18 protein-coding genes and 1 tRNA gene are annotated in these 22,220 nt (G+C 42.6%); 10 read left to right on the forward strand and 9 right to left on the reverse strand.

Features of this window, described 5'->3' with window-relative positions; genetic code table 11:
- Positions 1 to 109 precede the first annotated feature (109 nt).
- Together ABD772_RS16450 and ABD772_RS16455 are read right to left on the reverse strand one after the other, a co-directional pair.
- Positions 110 to 2,857, reverse strand: coding sequence for a glycoside hydrolase family 2 TIM barrel-domain containing protein (locus tag ABD772_RS16450; protein ID WP_345106958.1), 2,748 nt, complete (start codon positions 2,855 to 2,857; stop codon positions 110 to 112).
- 176 nt (positions 2,858 to 3,033) lie between these two features.
- Positions 3,034 to 3,672 (reverse strand): START domain-containing protein, encoded by a 639-nt coding sequence (locus ABD772_RS16455; RefSeq protein ID WP_345106959.1) that lies wholly within the window; start codon positions 3,670 to 3,672, stop codon positions 3,034 to 3,036.
- 312 nt (positions 3,673 to 3,984) lie between these two features.
- On the opposite strand from ABD772_RS16455, the gene ABD772_RS16460 reads away from it, so the two are divergent.
- On the forward strand, positions 3,985 to 5,007 hold the full coding sequence (locus ABD772_RS16460; protein ID WP_345106961.1) for a glycosyltransferase family protein: 1,023 nt from the start codon (positions 3,985 to 3,987) through the stop codon (positions 5,005 to 5,007).
- 5 nt (positions 5,008 to 5,012) lie between these two features.
- On the opposite strand, the gene ABD772_RS16465 is transcribed toward ABD772_RS16460, so the two are convergent.
- Positions 5,013 to 5,960 (reverse strand): Smr/MutS family protein, encoded by a 948-nt coding sequence (locus ABD772_RS16465; RefSeq protein WP_345106963.1) that lies wholly within the window; start codon positions 5,958 to 5,960, stop codon positions 5,013 to 5,015.
- 114 nt (positions 5,961 to 6,074) lie between these two features.
- On the opposite strand from ABD772_RS16465, the gene ABD772_RS16470 reads away from it, so the two are divergent.
- From ABD772_RS16470 to lysA, 3 genes are all read left to right on the forward strand, one after another.
- On the forward strand, positions 6,075 to 6,572 hold the full coding sequence (locus ABD772_RS16470; protein ID WP_345106966.1) for a DUF892 family protein: 498 nt from the start codon (positions 6,075 to 6,077) through the stop codon (positions 6,570 to 6,572).
- Positions 6,573 to 6,912: 340 nt separating this feature from the next.
- Positions 6,913 to 8,223, forward strand: a complete 1,311-nt coding sequence (locus ABD772_RS16475; protein WP_345106969.1) for an aspartate kinase — start codon at positions 6,913 to 6,915, stop codon at positions 8,221 to 8,223.
- A gap of 104 nt (positions 8,224 to 8,327) precedes the next feature.
- Entirely contained in the window at positions 8,328 to 9,479 is a 1,152-nt protein-coding gene (gene lysA, locus ABD772_RS16480) for a diaminopimelate decarboxylase (protein ID WP_345106972.1), read from the forward strand.
- A gap of 148 nt (positions 9,480 to 9,627) precedes the next feature.
- On the opposite strand, the gene ABD772_RS16485 is transcribed toward lysA, so the two are convergent.
- On the reverse strand, positions 9,628 to 9,990 hold the full coding sequence (locus tag ABD772_RS16485; protein WP_345106974.1) for a hypothetical protein: 363 nt from the start codon (positions 9,988 to 9,990) through the stop codon (positions 9,628 to 9,630).
- Positions 9,991 to 10,187: 197 nt separating this feature from the next.
- Between ABD772_RS16485 and ABD772_RS16490 the strand changes: the two genes are divergently transcribed.
- A complete protein-coding gene (locus ABD772_RS16490; protein ID WP_345106977.1) occupies positions 10,188 to 10,574 on the forward strand; it encodes a YtxH domain-containing protein in 387 nt (128 codons plus the stop codon).
- 127 nt (positions 10,575 to 10,701) lie between these two features.
- Here the strand turns inward: ABD772_RS16490 and ABD772_RS16495 are convergent, their stop codons facing one another.
- The 4 genes from ABD772_RS16495 to pfkA all read right to left on the reverse strand — a co-directional run bounded on the left by ABD772_RS16495 (position 10,702) and on the right by pfkA (position 14,872).
- Positions 10,702 to 11,781, reverse strand: coding sequence for an alpha/beta fold hydrolase (locus ABD772_RS16495; protein ID WP_345106980.1), 1,080 nt, complete (start codon positions 11,779 to 11,781; stop codon positions 10,702 to 10,704).
- Positions 11,782 to 12,036: 255 nt separating this feature from the next.
- The gene (gene gap, locus ABD772_RS16500; RefSeq protein ID WP_345106982.1) at positions 12,037 to 13,032 is read right to left on the reverse strand and encodes a type I glyceraldehyde-3-phosphate dehydrogenase; all 996 of its coding nucleotides are present in this window, start codon (positions 13,030 to 13,032) and stop codon (positions 12,037 to 12,039) included.
- A gap of 5 nt (positions 13,033 to 13,037) precedes the next feature.
- Entirely contained in the window at positions 13,038 to 13,886 is an 849-nt protein-coding gene (locus ABD772_RS16505; protein ID WP_345106985.1) for a hypothetical protein, read from the reverse strand.
- Positions 13,886 to 14,872, reverse strand: coding sequence for a 6-phosphofructokinase (gene pfkA / locus ABD772_RS16510; protein ID WP_345106989.1), 987 nt, complete (start codon positions 14,870 to 14,872; stop codon positions 13,886 to 13,888). The genes ABD772_RS16505 and pfkA overlap by 1 nt, the downstream gene beginning before the upstream one ends.
- Before the next feature lie 129 nt (positions 14,873 to 15,001).
- Here pfkA and ABD772_RS16515 point away from each other — a divergent pair, with 129 nt between their 5' ends.
- Positions 15,002 to 15,694: an NUDIX hydrolase gene (locus ABD772_RS16515; protein WP_345106992.1), complete on the forward strand. Its 693-nt coding sequence runs from the start codon at positions 15,002 to 15,004 to the stop codon at positions 15,692 to 15,694.
- A gap of 114 nt (positions 15,695 to 15,808) precedes the next feature.
- On the opposite strand, the gene ABD772_RS16520 is transcribed toward ABD772_RS16515, so the two are convergent.
- Positions 15,809 to 16,669, reverse strand: coding sequence for a BadF/BadG/BcrA/BcrD ATPase family protein (locus tag ABD772_RS16520; protein WP_345106995.1), 861 nt, complete (start codon positions 16,667 to 16,669; stop codon positions 15,809 to 15,811).
- A 212-nt stretch (positions 16,670 to 16,881) separates the two neighbouring features.
- Here ABD772_RS16520 and ABD772_RS16525 point away from each other — a divergent pair.
- The 4 genes from ABD772_RS16525 to ABD772_RS16540 all read left to right on the forward strand — a co-directional run bounded on the left by ABD772_RS16525 (position 16,882) and on the right by ABD772_RS16540 (position 22,090).
- A tRNA-Arg gene (locus ABD772_RS16525) sits at positions 16,882 to 16,955 on the forward strand.
- A 145-nt stretch (positions 16,956 to 17,100) separates the two neighbouring features.
- The gene (locus ABD772_RS16530; protein WP_345106998.1) at positions 17,101 to 20,646 is read left to right on the forward strand and encodes a carboxypeptidase regulatory-like domain-containing protein; all 3,546 of its coding nucleotides are present in this window, start codon (positions 17,101 to 17,103) and stop codon (positions 20,644 to 20,646) included.
- A gap of 259 nt (positions 20,647 to 20,905) precedes the next feature.
- Positions 20,906 to 21,196, forward strand: a complete 291-nt coding sequence (locus ABD772_RS16535) for a hypothetical protein (RefSeq protein WP_345107001.1) — start codon at positions 20,906 to 20,908, stop codon at positions 21,194 to 21,196.
- A 495-nt stretch (positions 21,197 to 21,691) separates the two neighbouring features.
- Complete coding sequence (locus ABD772_RS16540; protein ID WP_345107004.1) at positions 21,692 to 22,090, forward strand: hypothetical protein; 399 nt, start codon at positions 21,692 to 21,694, stop codon at positions 22,088 to 22,090.
- The last annotated feature ends 130 nt before the right edge of the window (positions 22,091 to 22,220 follow it).

Here is a 22,220-nt window from a genome sequence, read left to right on the forward strand (position 1 = left end):
AGGGAGACTCTATACACATGCTACCAATCGCAAATAACAATACATAGATTTCTCACTACGTTCGAAATGACAAACTTAAATGTCGTTAAAACAGGGGGGCGAAATATCCCTAAAATTCAAACCAAAGCGTATTACTTACGGGCGTACCATCGGCATGCGTTTTCTGGCTTTGAGGGCCCATTTGTTTGGCCGACTGAAACTTGGTACCTATGGCACTAACCGCATTCAGAAAACCAATGTTACCGTCAGGGAATGGCGGCTCAACGTTGTTGTTTTTCAGTGCGTCCATTTCGCGGGCCGGGCGGTACATTTGCAGGTACATGTCCTTGTTATCAGTATAAATCGTAAACGGCGATTCTTTATTTTCAAGCACCACCCAGTTCAGGTCGCTATGATAGCCTTTAAATTCAGGATAGTCCCAGTTCTCGCCGGTGATGGTGTTATTATAATCCTTATGCCATACACCGAACTGCTGGCCCGGCACGCGATTTTTCCAGGTACGGTATGGGCCACGGCCCAGCCATTTCATGCCGGTAACTCTTTCTTCGGGATAATTGAACGTGATACCCATATAATCTACATCGCCGCTTTGAGTATAGGTATAATCCAATTTAACCGGTTTGCCCGGTGCGAAGGTCCATTTTACCTGCATGGAGGCATCGCCTGTGTAGCTGGCACTAACCGTAAGCAGTTTTCCTTCGGTTTTGTACGAGAAATCTTTTAGCACAGTGCTGACACCGGCAAGCACGGGGCCGCCCGACAGAGAAATAGTTTTATTGCCTTTTAATACTTTCCCGATATAGCCGGTACTTTTATCGAAATAGTATTTCTTGCCGTCGGCGGTAATGATCAGTTCGTTGCCTTGTTCGGTATGAGAAATAGCTCCGCTCGCGGTAACCGGTGCTTTAATAATAGCCTGAGGCGATTTAATAGCCCAGCTCCAGGTGCACAACTCTTCTCCGTGCGGGCCGTAAGCTGCCAGGTAAAGGGCATCATTATCAGCCCAGTTGGCAGGCAGATGCAGGTTGAGTGTACCTTTTTGTCCCGGCTGCAGCTCCAATGGTAACGGCGACCCGGTCAGCGTTGAAACGGGCTGTGTTGTTTTAGCTTGCGCCGATGGTAATTTCACCAGTTTCCATTTAAACTTGCACTGGCTCAGTTTGGTAAACACATAGCGGTTCTCTACCGGTATTTTACCGTTAAACGATTTATCAATAGGCTGCGGTTTAATATAAACCGGCGACCATATCTCTTTCACCGTATAAAAACTCGCTTCCTTTTCGCGGTGCGGACCGAGGATACCGTCGGGAGCTCTGTTACCCGTGCCATCGTAAGTATTATTTTTATCCGTGCGGATGACAGACTCATCCACAAAGGCCCAGATAAAGCCGCCTGCGGTATGCGGATATTCGAGCATCTTATTCCAAAAATCTTCAAGCGCGGCTCCGGCGCCACCATCATACAGGCCATGCATAAATTCGGTCGGCATAAAAACAGCTTTGCCGGTATTAGCAGTTTTCAGGATGTAATTATAGTCGGGATAGTGATGCGCGTCCAGGTTGTTAAAATTAGACCACGGGTGCAATACCACCCGTTTTTGCGGGTCATACAGCGCATAGTCATTATCCAACGCGAAGTTAAAGCCGCCCTCGTTACCATTATCCCAAAATACAATCGACGGATGATTGACATCGCGCACCACCATTTCTTTAACTAATTTACGGCCCACAACAGTGTCATATTTAGCTTGCCAGCCTGTCAGTTCGTCCAGTACATAAATTCCTAACGAGTCGCATACATTCAGAAAATCCTGATCGGGCGGGTAATGCGACATGCGAACGGCGTTGTTATTCATTTCCTTCATCAGCTTCACATCCATCACCTGCAGTTTGTAGCTTAAGGTACGGCCGGTCTCCGGCCAAAAGCTGTGGCGGCAAGTACCTTTCAAAATGGTTTTGGCACCGTTAACATAAAAGCCATCCTGCGGACGCAGCTCAACGGTGCGAAAGCCAAATTTTTGTTTGATGGTATGTCCAACTCCCTTTTTATTTTTTATGCTGACGATTACCTGATAGAGATTAGGAAACTCCGAGCTCCATAAAGCAGGCTTATTGAAATTGCCTTTCAATTCCAGACGATCAGCAGAGGCATCAGCCTTCACCATCATCGGTTTGCCGACATTCTCGCCGTTTGTTTTTTGCACTTGTGCTTGTATGGTTTCGTCGCCATGTAAATTATGGGGATAGACATCCAGAGAAAAAGAGCCGTCGGCCCTGGCATTGATGGCTGCATGGTCGATATAAGTATCGGGTACAATTTCTAAATAAACCGGACGATAGATCCCGCCAAAAACCCAGAAATCACTCCGGTCGCGCTCGGCGGCGTTTACTGATTTTTCTGCCGACATTTTATCAACCGTAACCTCCAGTAAATTTTGGGCATTAAATTTTACCAGGTCAGTTATATCATACTTAAACCGGTAAAAACTGCCCTGGTGTACCGGACCGGCCTGCCGGCCGTTTACCATCACTTTGGTATCGGTCATTGATCCTTCAAAAACTATAAATACCCGCTTGCCGGCCCATGCACCTGCGGTAAACTGGTGTTTATATTGGCCCTGCTCATGTGCCTTGTTTTTGTCGCCGCCGTAATTATAGGCACCAAAGCCCTGCAGTTCCCAGCATGACGGTACGGCTATTTTTGTCCATTTGCCGCTGTTACGGCCATCGGTACAAAAGAAATCCCACTGTACGGTATGATCCTTATCTGTACCCGATAAATATTTAATGATGGTTGATTGCGCGAACGAGTTAAGCGAAATAAATAACCCCAGGCAGGCTATGTAAAATTTCTTCATAATTTAACAGCAATTGGTTTATTACCTGCTAAGCTAACATATCCGGCCTGATTAACGAAACCAAAAACACGGCATCGATTGCGTAATGAAGATGTTGCAGATGTTTGCAAAGGAATTTGAAACGCCTGTCATCCCGAATTTATTTCGGCATGACAGAAATTAATTATGTCAGGCGCCTATCTAAATAAGTTTGCAGCATTGCGATAAGCCGGCTTTTGCACTTGCACTTTCAGCTTTTTAAAGCTTTGCATTGGCCCGTCAGTTATAAAAAGATTAATGATCCAGGCCGGAGCACCGCCATCCGGTTCGAGCGTGAAATAGTAGGTTACTTTGGTTTTATTGTTGCCATCGGGTATAAGTATCCATTTGCCGTGAGATCTCTTCACCCGGGTAAGGTCTTCCTTTTCGGGCACCAGATCGGCTACTGACGGCGCGTCGATCGTTATTACTTTGGTTTCCGGGTTTTGAGTTACGGTAATATGCGCAGCAAAATCGCGGTTTTGCGCCGGCCAGGGCATATTAATTTCGGCATAGTAAAACAGGTCGGTTGCTGATGTTTGCTTTACCAGCGACGTTGATTTGATTTTGTATACCCAGTCGGGATAGTTTTCAACATCCAACAATACAGCAGCAATTTGCGTGGGCGTAGCGTTGATACTGCTCTCTACTTTTATCGGTTTAACTTTCATCGCCGACTTATTGTCGACATAAACTTTTATGCCGCTGCTTTCGGTTTTAAAAGTCCAGGCGCCTTGCGCAATAACTATACGGGTGGTAAAAGTCAGGATAAAAAATATGATTAATTTTAGTTTCATTTTGTTTGGTTTTGTATGCACAGCTATCGGGTTAAAGCATTTATATGATTAACAGGCCAACCGCTTACAACCTAGTGTAAGCTACGCAACAGCCGTACCAAAGCATTCAACATTAACTAAGCACACAACTAACATTAAGTTAATCAACACTTAACACAGCAGGTTTACTTTTGTATCGTTATTCAGATGATATACTAACCAATCGTTCTTTTTTCATTGAACTAATAAGATCAGTTAATAGTAAAGAGGGCAATTTAGCTCTCTTTATTTATTTACAACCCTTTCAATTCAAAAAATCGTTTATTGTAACTCATGAAGATTTTGTATGCCATACAAGGAACAGGCAACGGGCACCTTAGCCGGTCGATGGACATTGTACCCTTACTGAAAAAGATGTGTGATGTTGATGTATTGGTTAGCGGCACCCAGGGCGATCTGAACCTGCCCTTCCCGATAAAATATAAGTTGCACGGCTTTGGATTTGTCTTCGGCAAGTCGGGCGGGGTTGATCTGTGGGCCTCGTTCATGAAATCGCGTTTCAGAAAGTTTATCAGAGAGATCAAAAACCTGCCGATAGAAAAGTATGACCTGGTGATCAATGATTTTGAGCCGGTGTCGGCCTGGGCCTGTTATTTAAATAACAAACCCTGCATAGGCCTGAGCCACCAGGCAGCAGTATTGCATGACAAAGCGCCGAAGCCGGAGGATACAGATATGATAGGCCGGCTGATCTTGAAAAACTATGCCCCGGTTACTGCCCAATTTGGTTTTCACTTTAAGGCTTTAGATAAAAACATATTCACCCCGGTTATTCGCCAGCAGGTGCGTGAGCAGCAAATTGGTAATAAAGGTCACTATACCGTTTACCTGCCTGCTTATGATGACAAGCGACTGCTGAAGCGTTTATCAGAATTTAAGGATATTCAATGGGATGTATTTTCAAAACACAACAAAAAAGCTTTTACGCATAAAAACGTTTCAATACAACCTATTGAAAGCAAAGCGTTTGTAAAAAGCATGGCCCAAAGTGCGGGCGTGCTTTGCGGCGGCGGTTTCGAAACCCCGGCCGAGGCATTGTTCCTGAAAAAAAAGCTGCTGGTTATCCCGATGAAAAACCAATACGAGCAACAACTCAATGCCGAGCTGCTTAAAGAAATGGGCGTACCGGTAATTAAAAGCCTGAAACCAAAACACGATGAAAAAATCATGAATTGGCTGCAAAACGGGCAGGTAGTAAAGGTAAACTATCCGGACAATACCCAGCAAATACTCGACCAGCTGTTTGAGCGTTTTGCTGAAACCAGTTATCAAAATGTACAACTGGCAACATCTTAAGCTTTTTATTTTAGCACCACCCTGGTAGCGCCATAACCAAACTTTTCTTTCAAAGCATCCATGAAGGTTTGTACTTTGGGATGTTTGCTTAACACCTTGTGTAACTCGTGGCGCAATATGCCATTACCGGTACCATGGATAAAGACAATCTCTGGTAGCTGATGCACAACAGCGGCGTCCAGCGCTTTAGTGAAGTGAGCTATTTGTATGCGTTGTATCTCGGCACTTTTTAAAAATTGATAATCGTCGCGCAGCTTTTCAATGTGCAGGTCGACCTCGCGTTGCGGTTTATCAATTACTACTTTTTCTTCGGCTGTTTTAAAGAAGCTTTCCTTTAATCTTTGTGGGTCGATAACTAAGTCAGCTTCATCCAGCCGGATCAACCAACCCGGCTGATTCATGATCGGCAGATTCTTTTTGTTCCCCGAAAAATCCTTAGCCTTGAATTTCTCGCTAAAAGATAAAGGTGCCGGTGCTTCTATGTTTTGTGTAGTGTAGTAAAGTATATTGATCAGAAACTTTGGCCACAGTTGCAAGTCGGCCAGTTGAGCTGAATAAATTTTAAATGCTGATTTAGGCGCGATGACGCCTGCATACTCGCCTTTGAAACCGTGTTTATCGGTTGTTAGCGTTACCAATAGCTGAAACGAAGTATCATTCAGCAAATTAAAATGCACTACAGCGTTTGCTTTGGCATCGGCCACAACACCTAAATATATGCCTTTGGTTTTGAACTCGCCTTGTAGTATTTGTGGTTCAATGCCGGTTGATGGCGCTTGTTCTGTTCCGGCGGGCTTGTACCCGTGTACCAACGTAACCTTACTCGCCAGCACGGGGATCTCAAATTCGTCTTCGCCGGTTACGCCTATCATCTGGTCGTCGATAATGCGGGTAATAAAACCTTCCATTTTTTCGTCAACAAATCGGACGAAATCGCCTAGTTTGTATTTCATAGTTTCAAGTATCGGGCAAAGCTACCGCATATAAATCTATTACCGCAAACATTCTGCCTCTTAATTGTTGTTGTGTTATAAGTTTATTTGTCTTACCGCTTAACCATTATCACTATGAGAAGCAACAACAAGTCAGCTGACGGGCACTTACCCTATAAGGTATTTGTACACAATTTGAATCGACTATACTTCGCCAAACGATATCTCGACCAAAAAATGCCGGACCTTATCGAAAAAGCATCATTTAACGCGCTGCAACTGGGCATGCATGAGTTTTGGGAAGACTTGAAAAAACAGATCATCAGGATGGAAGAAATTTTTGAGACCATTGGCGAACAGCCATCCGATAAAAATTGCAACCCTATCAAAGCCATTGTTAAAGATGAATTTTGTCTTAGTGAAAAGAAAGATCTGGCTATATTAAATGATATGGACCTGATCATGTATGTCCAGGTATTAGAAAATATCAATATTACCACCTATGGACTTTTAAAAATGGTAGCGCACCGCTTAAACTACAATCATATAGAACAGCTGATGATGGAATGCTTCGATGAAAGCGTGGATAATGATGAGCTATTTGAACTCATCGCCAATGAGCATATTAAGTAAGACAGGCTATAAAAAAATAAGCCGCCTGCATAAAATACAAGCGGCTAGGTATAGCTATTTAATACCCCTATTAAAATAACCTGATGTAAAGTAAAGTAATAAATCTCCCCGCTCCAAAAAAACAGCCGCAATATTATTAAAAACAGACGAGTTAGTCAGTATTTTAACACTCTCACAAAGGTTTTATACGGTCAAAAGGGCTCTGTCAACATCCCGACGCGGTTTTTTTCTCTTGACTTTTTGTGATTTATTATACAATTAATAGGCGTTAAAACCCTATTTTTAGCGCCGCTAATCTGCTATGTTAAATAGCAGTAGCATTGTGTTTAAGAGCGATAAAATGAAGGTTTTAAAATTTGGCGGAACGTCGGTAGGTAGCCCGGAGCGGATGAAAAAGCTGCTGGACATTATTGATGTTTCCGAAAGGCAGATCGTTGTACTGTCGGCTGTGTCGGGTACAACAAACAGTTTAGTTGAAATTGGTCAGGCTTATTTAGCGGGCGACAAGCCCAAAGCCGGCCAGTTAATTGCTGTTTTAAAGGAGAAATATGAAACCTTTATACGAGAACTGTTTGCCCGGCCCGAGTTTCTTGCACAAGGTAAAGAAGTTATTGAGTACCACTTTAGTTTGTTGAGCAATCTGGCTAATGACCTGTTCACCCCTGTGGAAGATAAAATAGTATTGGCCCAGGGAGAATTGCTGTCAACTACCTTATATCATGTTTATCTGAAGGAGATCGGCATACCGTCTGTACTGTTGCATGCGCTGGATTTTATGAAAACCGATGAAGATAATGAGCCTGATGTAGATCATATCACCACGCATTTAACGCCGCTGTTAGATGCAGCACCTGATAATAAACTATTCATTACCCAGGGATATATTTGCCGCAACGCGTTTGGCGAGATAGATAACCTGCGCCGGGGAGGTAGTGACTATACAGCCTCATTGATCGGTGCGGGTATCCGTAGCGAGGAAGTGCAAATATGGACCGACATTGACGGCATGCACAATAATGATCCGCGTATTGTTCAGGGTACCAAACCCATCGCTCAGTTATCATTTGACGAAGCTGCTGAGCTGGCTTACTTTGGTGCAAAAATTCTGCACCCGCAAAGCGTGTTCCCTGCGCAGAAATATAAAATACCGGTTCGGCTGTTAAACACCATGGACCCACAGGCCAAAGGCACCTTAATTACTACCGACAGTGAAAAGAACCAAATCAAATCTATCGCCGCTAAAGACGGCATTACAGCTATCAAGGTCAACTCAAGCCGCATGTTATTGGCTTACGGTTTCCTGCGCCGTATATTTGAAGTATTTGAGCGATATAAAACGTCTATTGATATGATCACTACCTCAGAGGTGGCTGTATCATTAACCATCGACGACACCACCCATCTGGAAGAAATTCTGAGCGAATTAAGATCATTCGGCGATGTGGAGATCGATGCCGACCAAACCATTATCTGTGTGGTTGGCGATTTTGCCGCCGATAAGCACGGCTTCGGGTCGCGCGTTTTGGAAGCGTTAAAGCATTTACCTTTACGTATGATCTCGTATGGAGGCAGTAATCACAACTTATCAGTATTAGTTAAAACCGAAGACAAGGTTGAGGCGCTGAGAAGTTTGCATAGCAGGCTATTTTAAGTACTATTAATCTGTCGTTGCGAGGAGAAACGACGAAGCAATCGCAAAAAGAAAAGTTCGCGATTGCCACGCTACGCTCGCAATGACACAATACATTTTAGATAATGTTCACTCCCGATACTATTACCCGTTTTAAAAACGCCGAAACACCTTTTTATTATTATGATTTAGAGGTGCTTCGGCAAACTTTGCAGGCCTGTTATGATGCGTCTTCGCGCTATGGCTTTCATGTGCATTATGCTTTAAAGGCCAACTTCAATTCAAAAGTACTGCAGATGATCCAGTCGTTTGGTTTTGGGGCCGATTGTGTGAGTGGCGGCGAAGTTAAGGCAGCTATCGACTATGGTTTTAAAAACAAGCAGGTGGTATTTGCGGGCGTGGGTAAATCAGACAAAGAAATAAATCTGGCCTTAGATGCCGATATCTTCTGCTTCAACGTCGAGTCTGTTCAAGAGTTGGAGATCATCAATGAACTGGCACAGGCAAAGGGCAAGATTGCTAAAGTGGCTATCCGTATAAACCCCAATGTTGATGCGCATACGCACCACTTCATCACTACCGGTTTAGATGAGAACAAATTCGGCGTTAATACCTGGCAACTGGACGATGTGCTGCAAGCGCTGCACGCCTGCAAGAACATTCAGTTTGTAGGTGTACATTTTCATATTGGCTCGCAGATAACCGATATGGAAGTTTACAAAAGCCTTTGCGTACGCATTAACGAAATAGCTACCTGGTTTGAAGATCATGGCTTTACCGTAAAAGTGTTGAATGCAGGCGGTGGTTTAGGAGTAGATTACCATAACCCGGACGGCAATGCCATCAGTGATTTTGAAAGTTACTTTAAGGTGTTTAAAGATTTTTTAAATGTCCGGGCCGATCAGGAGGTGCATTTTGAGCTGGGCAGAGCGCTGGTTGCACAGTGTGCTTCGCTGATATCAAAAGTACTTTATGTTAAAAACGGACAGAAAAAGAATTTCCTGGTGCTGGATGCCGGCATGACGGAGCTGATTCGTCCGATGTTGTATCAGGCTTATCATGAAATTGAAAATGTTAGCCGCGGTGCTGCCGCTGATCTGAAATACGATGTCGTTGGCCCTATCTGTGAAAGCACCGACTGTTTCCGTAAGGATGTTGAACTACCCGAGTCTTTCCGTGGCGATTTGATTGCAGTGCGTACTGCCGGTGCGTATGGCGAAGTAATGGCGTCAGGTTATAATCTGCGTGACAGGGTGCAAAGTGTTTACTCCTCTTAAACGTTGTTTGTCATTCTGAGCGATAGCGAAGAATCTGCCGGCCGGGGTGCAGGTTGCAAAGGTTCACTATCGCTCAGGACAACAAAATTAATAGTTTGAAAAGCTTACCCCAACAGTACAAGACTCAGGACTTTCAACTGACTAAGCACTACTGCAATTTTATCTGGGCCGGGTCTGTAATAATGATCTCCGGCTTTCCCTTGTAATCGACAATTTGTCCGGTTATACAAACTTTTTTACCCTTCAGGCTTTCCTCAGGTGCATCTTTGAATTTTTTACGGTCATCACCCTTAATCAAAAGCGTAAGCAATTCATTAGGATGAGCGCCACCTACATCAATTAAAGTGATACCTGAATTACTTAAAAATTTGCCGCCATATATCTGGTCGCATATTACTACTTTTTCTTTAAAGTGTTTTGCAGCTTCTTTTGCGGGGATGTTGGTTTGGGCAAATGATTTAACACCAGCCAATGCTATAACAAAACCTGTAAGCAGGATAACCTTTTTCATATCTGTTGATCTTTATTTAACTGTAAAAGTACGATTTATAACGTTGAGTGAAAGGCTTGTATTACTGTTGTGCGGCATGTTAGGCACTGGCGTATTGTATTTATTACAGCTGTGGGTTATTACGCTATTTTTTGATATGGCAAACTGCTTGGCACTGTTGTTGTGTTAATGAGGTGAGCTACATAAATATGAAAACCATGAAAGATCAATCAAAACTTTTAGCAGCAATTTTGGTGGGTGCCGCAGCAGGTGCAGTGTTAGGATTGTTATTTGCGCCCGGCAGCGGCGAAGAAACCAGAGGCAGTTTAGCCGGTTATGCCGATGAACTTGCCGGCAAAGCAAAAGAAGGGGCGCGTACAGTGTCAGACCAAATAAAAGAATATGGCAACAACGTTTACGAAAAAGCAAAATCAAAATTTGGTTCTGCCGCCGAGGATATGTATAATTACAGAGACGGCGTATCTGACGAGATCCGTTCAGAGGGTAATAATTTAGCCAATGAAGCACAAGATCAGGTTAACCGTGCCAAATCAAAAGTAAAGGGCGCCGCTGATGATGTGAACGACTCAATTCAGGAAGCATAACATCACACAATAATATAAGAACAATTGAAATAGAAAGCCTTCTGATTAATCAGAAGGCTTTCTATTTGGTATCCAATCTGGCATTGTCCCGAACGCAATGACGAATGTTGCGGAACTATAAACTACATTATTTCTTCGCAGATATTGCCATCAATTCTTCTAAATAATTGCCCCAGATGGTGGGGTTGGAATGTGTGCCGTGGCCCGACGTTCTATCGGTCAATGGCAATAGTATATACCTGCCTTTGGCAACTTTCCTGATTTCTTTTTCCATCAAGCCTAACTCGGGCGGATTGATCACATCGTCAGCCGAATTAATGGCAAACAAAGGCGCTTTAATTTGTTCCAGGTGCGGTGTAGGGTTGTAATATCGCGAAGCATCAAAAGCGTAGATCACATCGTTGGCATCTAATAATTTATAGTAACGTTCCTCTGTTCTGGCTAGCAATGCATCTTCCTGTTCGCGCGTTGGCGCTGCCTTTTGCATCTGTAGTGGGCTGCTGCCCATAAACAACAAACAGGCTGTGGCACCCAATAAACCGTCTTTAGGCTGAGTTTTGTATTCGCCCCCCATCCAGGTGGGGTCGTTTTCTATCAGGTCAATAGCCAACTTGCGCATCATGCGGTTACGGCCCGCAATTTCGACCGGGTTGCTGGCCAGCGGCAACAACGCATCCATAAAGTCGGGATAAGTATAACCCCAAACCCAGGTATGCATCGCTCCCATAGATGTGCCCATCACCAAACGCAGGTGATTGATGCCCAGATGCTGCGTAACCAGCAGGTACTGAGCCTTCACCATATCGTTATAAGTATATTTCGGAAATTTCATATGCAAGCCGTCACTGGGCTTGCTCGATTTACCGTGACCAATGCCGTCGATAAAAACAATGTAATATTTGTTGGCATCCAAAGGTGCGCCGGGTGCAAATAAGGTGTTCGAGAAACGTGGGATACCTATCAAGCCTTTTGAGTCGCCGGTAGTGCCGTGCATAATGAGCACTGCGTTGTCGGTGCGGCCATTGGCATCTTTGTGTTGTTTGCCGACAGTTATGCAATGTATGCGTAGCTCGGGCAGTTTTTCGCCGCTTTCAAAGGTGAAGTCTTTAATGCTGTAATCGCTTTCCTGGGGTGTCGGATATTTGATCTGGGCCTTGCCAGCTATAGTAATGCCGAGCAGCGGGATAAGTAGTAAGTGTTTAAGCATTGGAGTACTGTTAAATGTGTATGACTAATATACACATTTAACTTTTTTGTCATTCTGAGCGAAACGAAGAATCTGTAAACCTTGCATAACTTCGCCCGGCAGGTCCTTCGCTCCGCTCACGATGGCAAAATTTGGTATAAGGGCAAATACCCGCCGCGTCCCCTTCGGGGGCCTCAGGGTGACAGCCTATTCACCAGGGGCTAAAGCACAAAAGCCCCCGATTACTCGGAGGCTTTTCAATTATAATGTGTTTAATTATAATTTACCAATTTCCTGAACAAGGTCGATCAATTTGTTTGAATAACCCCACTCATTGTCATACCATGATACAACTTTAACAAAGTTATTGTTCAATGCAATACCTGCTTTAGCGTCAAATATTGAAGTGCGTGCATCACCTTTAAAATCTTCAGATACAACTTCATCTTCAGTATAACCTAAAATACCTTTCAATTCACCTTGTGATGCCTCTTTCATTGCAGCTTTAACATCCTCATAAGTAGCAGGGTTTTTTAAGCGTACAGTTAAGTCAACCACAGATACGTCAGCTACCGGAACGCGGAATGACATACCTGTTAATTTACCTTTCAGCTCAGGCAAAACTAAACCAACGGCCTTAGCAGCACCGGTTGATGAAGGTATGATATTCTGATAAGCGCCACGACCACCTCTCCAATCTTTTGCAGACGGGCCATCAACTGTTTTTTGAGTAGCAGTTACCGCGTGGATAGTGCTCATTAAACCTTCTTCAATACCAAATTTATCATTTAACACTTTAGCAATAGGCGCTAAACAGTTGGTAGTACAAGATGCGTTTGATACGATATTTTGATCAGCTTTTAATAGTTTATGGTTAACACCCATAACGAAAGTCGGGGTATCGTCTTTTGCAGGCGCGCTCATCACTACTTTTTTTGCACCGGCATCAATGTGTTTTTGTGCGCTTTCTTGAGTTAAGAATAAACCTGTTGACTCAATAATAACCTCAGCACCTACTTCGCTCCATTTAAGGTTAGCAGGATCTTTCTCAGCAGTTACACGTATAGTTTTACCGTTTACAACCAAGTGGCCACCTTCCACAGCAATAGTGCCTTTGAACTGACCGTGAGTTGAATCGTATTTTAACATGTAAGCCATATAATCTGGCTCAACAAGGTCATTAATACCAACAACTTCAATGTCCGGTCTTTCAACTGCAGCTCTGAAAGCAAGGCGTCCAATACGGCCGAAACCGTTAATTCCTATTTTCATGATTTTTAATTTTTATTTGAATAATACGTTAATAGATTGTTTATAGGTTCTTTTATAATACCCGCGATGGTCAGACCGGCTTCGGCGGTAGCTTCGTGCAGATAATCCTGAAAAGCAAAAGCTACCGAGCCTTCAAAATGGAGTGGTGCCTGCGGATGTTGCTTATGTAAAGGTAACAAGTATGTGGCTATTAGTTTATTAAAACCTTGTTTTATGACGTTTTTAAGATATTCGTCGCCATCATTATCGACATAAAACTCACTAAATGTACTTAAGTACAATGCAGTTTGTTTTTGCCGGTATACTTTTTCAAGCAAGGTCTTTCTGTCGGCCTCATATTTGTGTGCAAATTTCTTACGCAGATGCTCGGGCAATGTCTCGTTGATGAAATTTTTAATAAGCTGCCTGCCCAGCCAGTTTCCTGATCCTTCGTCGGCCAAAATATAACCCAAACCATAGTTGTTTGGCTTAGTTTTACGCCCATCGTACCAGGCTGCATTTGAGCCGCTGCCGCAAATACCAACAATACCCGGCGAGTTGCGGCAACAAGCAATTGCTGCACCCTCAATATCATGCGATACGTTGATTTTAGCAAATTTAAAGAACGATGTCAATGCGTCATGAACCACTCCCTGCAACTCTTTTGATGAAGAGCCGGCACCAAAGAAATAAATACGTTTAACTTCTTCGGCGTGGTGGATCAGGTTTATATTTTTATTTAACAGTTGCATGATGTGTTTCTCATCATTAAAATAGGGATTGATACCACTTGTTTTGAACGATGCAATAGTTCGTCCTTTGTCTGACAAGCGCCAGTCTGCATGATTCGATCCGCTATATACAACTGCGATCATTATATGGCAAGTATGTCCATCATTTGCAACAAGTCCGACTCCAGTTTAAAATCGTGATGACTTAAAGCTTCCTCAAGCGGTGTTAGCTTGATATGGTTGGCCTCCAGGCCCACCATTTTTTGGCTTTGGCCGGAAATAAGTGCATTAACGGCAGCAAAACCTAAGCGGCTGCCTAACACGCGGTCAAAGCTGCTTGGCGCGCCACCGCGTTGTAAGTGCCCAAGTACGGTAACTTTAATATCGTAATGTGTAATTTCTTGCTGCACCGCTTTAGCCAGGTCATAAATTCCTCCGGTTTTATCACCTTCGGCCACGATTACTATACTTGATGATTTTTTATTAATGGCACCATTTTTAAGATGCGCTATCAGATCTTCCATAGCGGTTGACTTTTCAGGAAGCAGAATAGCTTCGGCACCGCATGATATACCCGCGCGTAAAGCAATAGCGCCCGAATCGCGGCCCATTACTTCGACAAAGAACAAACGGTCATGCGAATCGGCTGTATCACGAATTTTGTCGATAGCCTCAATAACCGTATTGGTTGCGGTATCAAAACCTAAAGTATACGTCGAGCCGTAAAGGTCATTATCAATAGTTCCGGGTACACCAATTACTGAAATGTCAGGATATTTCTGCGAAAAACGCAGCGCACCGGTAAAGGTACCGTCGCCGCCAATAACCACTAAACCATCAATGCCTTGTGCTTTAATGTTTTGATAGGCTGTCTCCATACCTTCGTCGGTACGGAAAGGCAGGCAGCGTGCTGTTTTTAAAATAGTGCCGCCTAAATTTAATATGTTGCTAACAGAGCGGGTGCCCATCTCATACATATCATTCTCAATCATCCCCTTGTAGCCCTGCTTTATACCAACAACTTGCAATCCGTTGAATATAGCGGTACGTACAACAGCGCGTATGCAAGGGTTCATTCCCGGTGCGTCGCCGCCTGAAGTAAGCACTCCTATTTTCGAAATTTTACTCATCTTTTTACTAAAAAAAATTTTGCACGAATATAAGGTGTGAAAATTACACTCTTAAATTTATTTTTATTTATTTTTGATGCCAGTACAGCATTTATCGTAATAAAATAACAACTTAATTTTAACGCTATTTTGGAAGAGAAATTACCCACGTTTGAATCGGTTTTCAGTATCGACTGCCTGATTTTTGGGTTTGAGGCCGGCGAACTTAAAATACTTTTAATTGAACGTAACGAAGAGCCTTTCAAAGGTTGGTATGCATTACCGGGATATATTGTAAAACAGGATGAAAGCCTTGACGATGCTGCCGACCGTATACTTTATGAGCTAACCGGCCTGCGCGACCTGCAGATGAAGCAGTTTCACACCTTTGGCGAAGTTAACCGCCACCCGCAGGGCCGCGTGATAACCGTAGGTTACTACGCGTTGATACGCATTAACGGACAAAAAGAGTTAAGACCTATAAGCCAATACGCCAGACAGGCGGTATGGCACCCGGTTAATAGCCTGCCAAAACTGGCGTTTGACCACACCGAAATATTTAAAAACGGTTTTAGCAAGATACGCCGCCGCCTGAACCACCAGCCTATAGCGTTTGATCTGCTACCTGAAAAATTTACGCTTACCCAGCTACAGGGCCTATATGAGGCTATCCTGAATAAGAAGCTTGACAAACGTAACTTTCGCAAAAAAATGCTGAGTTACGGTTTCCTGAAAGAACTGGTTGAAAAACAAAAAGGTGTATCCTATCGCGCAGCAAAACTCTATAAATTTGACCGCCGCAAGTATGCCAAGATATTTCAGAATGAGTTGACGGCGGAGTGACGGTCTTAAGTCGAGAGTCTTAAATCTCTTGGAAATAAAAAAAGCGAAATTTTCATTTCGCTTTTTTTATGGAATTTGACTTCAAACTCTAATAGCCCCGGGACTTAGGACTTATTACTTAACCTCAGCAGCCAACTCCTGGTGGAATTTAACCAGACTGTCTATAGGCGAGCGGATAATATTGCCCACTTGCATCCCGTTTTCAACGCAAACCTCTTCCAACACGTTACGGAAGTTATAACCTACCGAGCCAATGCAGTTGAAGGTATACTTTTGGTAATCAGGGTAATGAGTTACCAGGTTTTTAAAGAAATCTTCGAATGATGTTCTAACCAGGTTTCTTGAATATTCAATATGTACATTGTTGTCATAAACAAACTTGCTGAAGCTTGCACAAAAACGGTTAGCCAACGGTTTGGTATAAACCTCTTCGTTCACATCGTCTGGTGTAAGTTGGTAGGTTTCCCAGAATAAGGCACGCACCACTTCAGGCATATAGCCCCTGATATAGTCGGTCAGCAATTTTTTGCCAATATGGCAACCGCTACCTTCGTCACCCAAAATATAGGCTCCAGAGTCTATATTTTGAACAATTTCTTTACCGTCATAAATACAGGTGTTGGTACCTGTACCTAAAATAGCAGCAAAGCCTGCGTTGCGGCCCAGCAGTGCACGTGCAGCAGCTAACAAGTCGTGACCAATGTTCACCTGCGCTTTAGTAAACACAGCGCTCATGGCTTGTTTAACCTGGTCGCGTTTCTCTTGCGTTGAACAGCCTGCGCCATAGTAGTTTACTTCTGTAATTTTGTCCTTCTCCAAATCGGCCGGTAAACTTTCATTTAACGAGTTAATGATGTATTCAATACTTGAAAAGTATGGGTTATATCCTTCGGTGTTGAAGTATACTTTCTTACCCTCGTCATTCAGTAAACACCAGTTAGTTTTGGTTGAGCCGCCGTCAGCAATTATAATCATACCTTTAATTTTAAAATAGTGGGCTAAATGTATAATTTCTTATTGTATTTTAAACACTTTGTATCTAAAAAAATATGATCGCCCTTTTACTTCATATTAACAACAGATTAAGCTTTTACGTTTTTGTATAGCTTGTGTAATAATAAAGTTAAAATTTCCATTCTGTTTTTACGTTGATTTTTGCATCTTTGCCCCACGAATTATTTCGTGATGGTCCCATAGCTCAGCTGGATAGAGCAACAGATTTCTAATCTGTGGGTCTCAGGTTCGAATCCTGATGGGATCACTTAATTAGTCAGAAAGCTTTTAGTCGAAAGATTAAAGGCTTTTTTATTTTTCATCGACAAGCAGCCTTGTAGCAAATTATGACTTGTTAGTTGTTGTATGCGACTAAACTACGCCGTATATTAGTTGGGCCTAAACGCCTCTCTATGAAAACAGTTTACCAATTGCTGTGCTTTGTCGTCTTTTCCCTGATATCCTCGGGAGCCTTTGCGCAGGAAGGATACACTGTATCCGGAATAGTTACTAATGAGAAAGGTGAACCACTTAAAGGTGCAACTGTTTTTGTTGGCGGCTCAGAGCGCATAATGGCGGCTGATGACAATGGCCGGTTCAATTTCAACTACGTGCCTGCCGGAAGCTTTCAACTTTCTGTACAAATGATAGGTTTTGCACCTTTAACGCGCAACGTTATCGTAAAGAATACCTCTGTTACCATTGACATGAAAATGCAGGTCAAAACAATCAATCTTGGGCAGGTAACTGTAGGGAATAAAAAAGCCTGGGCCAGAAATTTCAAAATATTTAGCCGGGAGTTCCTGGGAGGGTCGGCTAATGGTAAGCAATGCACTATTCTTAATCCCGAAGTAGTGAACTTCAGCACCAAAAAAGGATTATTAATGGCGGACGCTGACGACTTCCTGATCATAGAAAACAAGCGGCTGGGGTACCGCATCAGGTATCTTATCAAGGATTTCGGTTATAATTATGTTGATGGCATAGTATTATACCACGGCGAATTTAGTTTTGAAGAACTTAAGGGCACCGACGAACAAAAACAGCAATGGGCCAAAAACCGGCTGGAGACTTATAAGGGTTCTTTTATGCATTTCTTGCGTTCTGTATATGCAAACAATACCTTAGAAAACGGTTTTTTAGCCAGGCCGCTTTATGGTTACGGCACCATAAGGTTTGATAGCTCTGTAGTAGACAGATACAAAGTGATAGTAAAAAACCGACCCGTGAAATTTGATTCGCTCGTCACCCCAATTGATACCACCTTCAGCGCATTCCGGTTCAAGCAGTTATATGTTATTTACGACCCCAAAAAAGCTGCATTGTTTGCAACTTATATGTCTGATTCCAAAAAAAATATGGTTATATCCAACAAAGCCACACTTTTAAGGTTGGCAACAGATGTGGCAGTTATTGATAAGAAAGGCAGTTACACAGATTATCGTGATTTCTTTATACAAGGTTACTGGGCAAGAGAACGCGTAGGCGATCAACTGCCGGTCGAATATAAACCACCTTTGCCTGATATTCCCCGGGGTACCGTACTTACCAATCCACGCCTTAACGCTCTTGTGAAATGGACGGATAGTATACCGCAGGAAAAAGCCTATCTGCATATGGATAAGCCTTACTATGCTCCCGGCGACACCATTTGGTTTAAAGGCTATTTAACCAGCGGCAGCAGGCACCAGCTATCCCGGTTAAGCGGTTCTGCTTATGTCGATTTAATAAATCAGCAAAATGAATCGGTAAAAACACTACAGTTACCTGTCGACTCAGGTACTATAGCCGGGAACCTCACACTCACCGACGATATTAAAGCAGGGGCCTATCGCCTGCGTGCCTACACCCAATGGATGCGGAATGCCGGCGCCGATTATTTCTTTGACCATACCTTTACCGTCGGCAATCCCAAAACGTTTACAGAGAAAACAGATCCGAAATCAGGTTTATTACCAACAGATATCCAGTTTTTCCCCGAAAGCGGAAACTTAATTAATGGAATAACATCACGAGTTGGCTTTAAGGCAGTGGGCACAGACGGGTTAGGAGTAGCCATAAGCGGCACAATAACCGATAATAACAACAAAGAGATAGCGCAAATTAATACCCTGCGCGCCGGCATGGGTAACTTTTTATTGAAACCTTTGCCTGGTAAAACTTATACTGCCAATATCAAGTTTGCCGGCAACGTAACAAAAAGCGTCGCGTTGCCTATGGCTTTAAATGAGGGTTATGTACTGAGTGTTTATCAGCCAAACAAGGATAGCGTATTAGTGCGCATACACGCTTCCCCAGGTTTAAAACAATCTTCAATTAACCTGATAGTGCATCGCAGCGGCGAAATTGTTTTTGCGTCGCCCGTAAATATAGCCGGCAGCATAACGTCTATTTGGCTTGAAAAAAAGTCTATTCCGAGTGGTATTGCTCAGTTTACCATTTTCGATAAAAACTACCAACCGTTGAACGAGCGCATTGCTTTTATTAAGAATAATGACCACATGCAACTGTCCATAAAAACCAATAAAGCTTTATTTAAAAGCAAAGAACATGTACAGTTGGAGCTAAACGCGAAGGAATTCAACGAATCTCCTGTCGCAGCGAACTTCTCCATAGCGGTGATTGACGAAAGTAAAGTGCCGGTAGACGAGAGTGCTGAGAGTACCATTTTTTCAAATATCCTGTTAAGCTCAGATATTAAAGGTTATATAGAAAGGCCAAATTATTATTTTACGGCCGATACAGACGAAGTAAACCAGGCTCTCGATAACTTAATGCTTACACAAGGCTATCGCCGGTTTGAATGGACGCTATTGGATAGCGTGATAAATACCAAACCGAAATTTAAGGCCGAAGGCCTGGGCAGAACTATCGCCGGCACAGTGACCGATCTGCAACACAAGCCATCGCCAAACGCTACGGTCATGCTTGTATCCGTCAACGCGCGCATCTCTAAAGTCACTACTACAGATGCTTATGGCCAGTTCAAGTTTGCCAACCTGATATTTCCTGACAGCGCAAAGTTTGCCGTACAGGCGCGAGGCATAAAAAATAGCAGCAATCTAATTATTTCTTTAGATAGCGTTCTGCCCGTTGCTATCAACAAAAAACAAAACGCGGTCGAAGTAAACATCATCAAAGCCAACCTGCAAAAAGCCGAACAAGAGGGTATATCGGCGCAATTAGCCGGTATGCATGTTTTAAAACAGGTGGAAATTAAATCAACGGTAAAAAATGCTAACAAAGGCAACGCTACACAAGAAATGTTCAGCTTACCTGATGAGCAATCGGCTGATAATATCCTTACCATCCCCGATCCGGAAAATTATCTTACGCTCGAAATGTTTTTGCAAGCCCGCCTGGCGGGTATCAGAATCAGAGAAGACCCACAAGGGTTCAAGGTATTGATGGATTCAAGATACCCTACAGCCCCGATTCTTACAGATGAAAGAATAAAAAGCGGACATATTACCCAAACGCATGAAATTGGAATAATTGTAAACGGCAGGCACATCACAAGTCATTCTGAAACTGATGAAATACTGGAGGGTAGTATCGGGACGGAGGATATAGCCAAAATTGAAGTGATAAGAAATAATTTGGCAATGGTTAACCTATTACGAAGCGGCGATGACTATAAAGACGGATACGTAATTATAGTAACGAAACTGCCTACCCAGCGCAAACACTACGACCCTAACATCGTCAACATTTCGCCTAAAGGTTATAATAGCGTCCGGCAGTTTTACTCGCCGCGCTATGACCGGCCTAACAATGCTGCCAAGCCCGATCTGCGCACTACCATTTATTGGAACCCATATGTAAATACCGACGTTAATGGCAAAGCCACTCTCGATTTTTTTAATTCCGACGGACCGGGAACTTACCGGGTTGTAGTTGAGGGAATAAACGCCGCCGGCGAATTAGGCAGGCAAATTTATACGTATAAGGTTGAGTGAGGAAAGTCATAAACATGATTGTTTCAAGGAAATTTCAAACAAGTATTTTCTATGTTTACTAAAGAATTGCCTCAGACTATCCTCGGCTATACAGTAGCAATTATGTACAACATGCGTAGTGAAATTCAGAGTGTGTCATATTATGGAGGAGCCACTGCCATAGAAAGAACCTTTCATACAAGATCGGATTTTACCCTAGGCAATTTTATCTTTGGAGAACGTGGGGTAACTGCAGATCCAAATAATAAAGTATTTCAGCATGAATATGGGTCATTATTTACAAAGTCAGTATGCCGGATGGAATTGGTTCAACAAATACGCTGTTCCAAGTTTCCTGGGTAATGCAAATAAACAGGATCAGAATGCTGTAGAGCAAGATGCAAATAGTAGGGCATTTGCTTATTTTAATGAACATGAAGGTAGTAATTATAGATGGGACAATGCTTATAGCCCTATTTATGATCCTAATTACAGATATAATTTAAATTGGGACATGCCTGCATATCCACTTTGGCGAGGCATTAAATATTTAACACCACCAAAAAAATGAAAAAGATATTTTAACCTGCTTGCGTTAACATTCGGTCTTTCAGTATCTACTTGTCAAAAGGGAAGACCTAATAGTCATCGTACTATTAAGTTTCATAATAATTCATCAATTTCTGTCTATGTTGAAGGTAGCCGTACTTTCCCTGACACATTAGGGTTTGACTTTGGCGAACCAAAAGCAAATGCTGGCAGCGATAAAGTAGCCCCAGGGGAAGTTAATTCTTCAGCACTTGCTATACGCGAATCTTATGAGAATTATTTTGAGAATTATCCATCTTCAAAAACAATGGTATATATTTTTGACGCAGCTGTAATAGAAGGTACACCAATGACACTATAAAAAAACATTATATGGTGCTAAAGCGATATGATTTGACTATAAATGATTTGAGAGCAAGAAATTGGACTATAGAGTATCCTTAAATAATTCTTTTCTTATATCCCTCGTGGAAATTTGCAGCCTTGAGCTAAAATGAAATAACCTACTATAGATAACATGAAAAATAGAATTTTTTTAGTTTTATTTTCGCTAACACTGATGTCAGGCGAATGCAAAAAGGCGAGTACGGATTGCCATTATTATATCTACATTAAAAATAACTCTCAAAATGCGATTACCGTGGCGATCAGGATTCCAGGTGCCGATGGTCGATGCAGATTGGATGGAGAAATTGTCGATAAAGGCGCTACGCATGCTTATCGTCCTTACAATTTTTGTATAGAAAGCAGTATGTTAAAAAATGCAACTGAAGACATCTATATAGTCGATCCAAAAAATTACACTGAAACCTTCTCCAGTTGTGATTCGGTCGAAATAAACAATAAGGTGTTAAAACATTATGTATTAACATTAAACGATTTAAGCCGCAGTAATTTTACTATAACATATCCTTAAACCCTCACAGACTAAAGATAATACTTCGACCTAAATAAAATAAGCATCCAGCTTAAAAGTTCTTTGAAATAAAACCAATCCCCAACGGTAAAACCAGCTTTGTATTTTATTTAGGCGGCGATGCTTATAG

It is taken from the genome of Mucilaginibacter panaciglaebae (assembly GCF_039539265.1).
GTDB lineage: Bacteria > Bacteroidota > Bacteroidia > Sphingobacteriales > Sphingobacteriaceae > Mucilaginibacter > Mucilaginibacter panaciglaebae.

What these genes read in the sequence shown, in the direction of transcription:
- ABD772_RS16450 (WP_345106958.1), bottom strand. Translation starts at nt 2,857, where the DNA reads ATGAAGAAATTTTACATAGCCTGCCTGGGGTTATTTATTTCGCTTAAC.
- ABD772_RS16455 (WP_345106959.1), bottom strand. Translation starts at nt 3,672, where the DNA reads ATGAAACTAAAATTAATCATATTTTTTATCCTGACTTTTACCACCCGT.
- ABD772_RS16460 (WP_345106961.1), top strand. Translation starts at nt 3,985, where the DNA reads ATGAAGATTTTGTATGCCATACAAGGAACAGGCAACGGGCACCTTAGC.
- ABD772_RS16465 (WP_345106963.1), bottom strand. Translation starts at nt 5,960, where the DNA reads ATGAAATACAAACTAGGCGATTTCGTCCGATTTGTTGACGAAAAAATG.
- ABD772_RS16470 (WP_345106966.1), top strand. Translation starts at nt 6,075, where the DNA reads ATGAGAAGCAACAACAAGTCAGCTGACGGGCACTTACCCTATAAGGTA.
- ABD772_RS16475 (WP_345106969.1), top strand. Translation starts at nt 6,913, where the DNA reads ATGAAGGTTTTAAAATTTGGCGGAACGTCGGTAGGTAGCCCGGAGCGG.
- lysA (WP_345106972.1), top strand. Translation starts at nt 8,328, where the DNA reads ATGTTCACTCCCGATACTATTACCCGTTTTAAAAACGCCGAAACACCT.
- ABD772_RS16485 (WP_345106974.1), bottom strand. Translation starts at nt 9,990, where the DNA reads ATGAAAAAGGTTATCCTGCTTACAGGTTTTGTTATAGCATTGGCTGGT.
- ABD772_RS16490 (WP_345106977.1), top strand. Translation starts at nt 10,188, where the DNA reads ATGAAAGATCAATCAAAACTTTTAGCAGCAATTTTGGTGGGTGCCGCA.
- ABD772_RS16495 (WP_345106980.1), bottom strand. Translation starts at nt 11,781, where the DNA reads ATGCTTAAACACTTACTACTTATCCCGCTGCTCGGCATTACTATAGCT.
- gap (WP_345106982.1), bottom strand. Translation starts at nt 13,032, where the DNA reads ATGAAAATAGGAATTAACGGTTTCGGCCGTATTGGACGCCTTGCTTTC.
- ABD772_RS16505 (WP_345106985.1), bottom strand. Translation starts at nt 13,886, where the DNA reads ATGATCGCAGTTGTATATAGCGGATCGAATCATGCAGACTGGCGCTTG.
- pfkA (WP_345106989.1), bottom strand. Translation starts at nt 14,872, where the DNA reads ATGAGTAAAATTTCGAAAATAGGAGTGCTTACTTCAGGCGGCGACGCA.
- ABD772_RS16520 (WP_345106995.1), bottom strand. Translation starts at nt 16,669, where the DNA reads ATGATTATAATTGCTGACGGCGGCTCAACCAAAACTAACTGGTGTTTA.
- ABD772_RS16530 (WP_345106998.1), top strand. Translation starts at nt 17,101, where the DNA reads ATGAAAACAGTTTACCAATTGCTGTGCTTTGTCGTCTTTTCCCTGATA.
- ABD772_RS16535 (WP_345107001.1), top strand. Translation starts at nt 20,906, where the DNA reads ATGAATATGGGTCATTATTTACAAAGTCAGTATGCCGGATGGAATTGG.
- ABD772_RS16540 (WP_345107004.1), top strand. Translation starts at nt 21,692, where the DNA reads ATGAAAAATAGAATTTTTTTAGTTTTATTTTCGCTAACACTGATGTCA.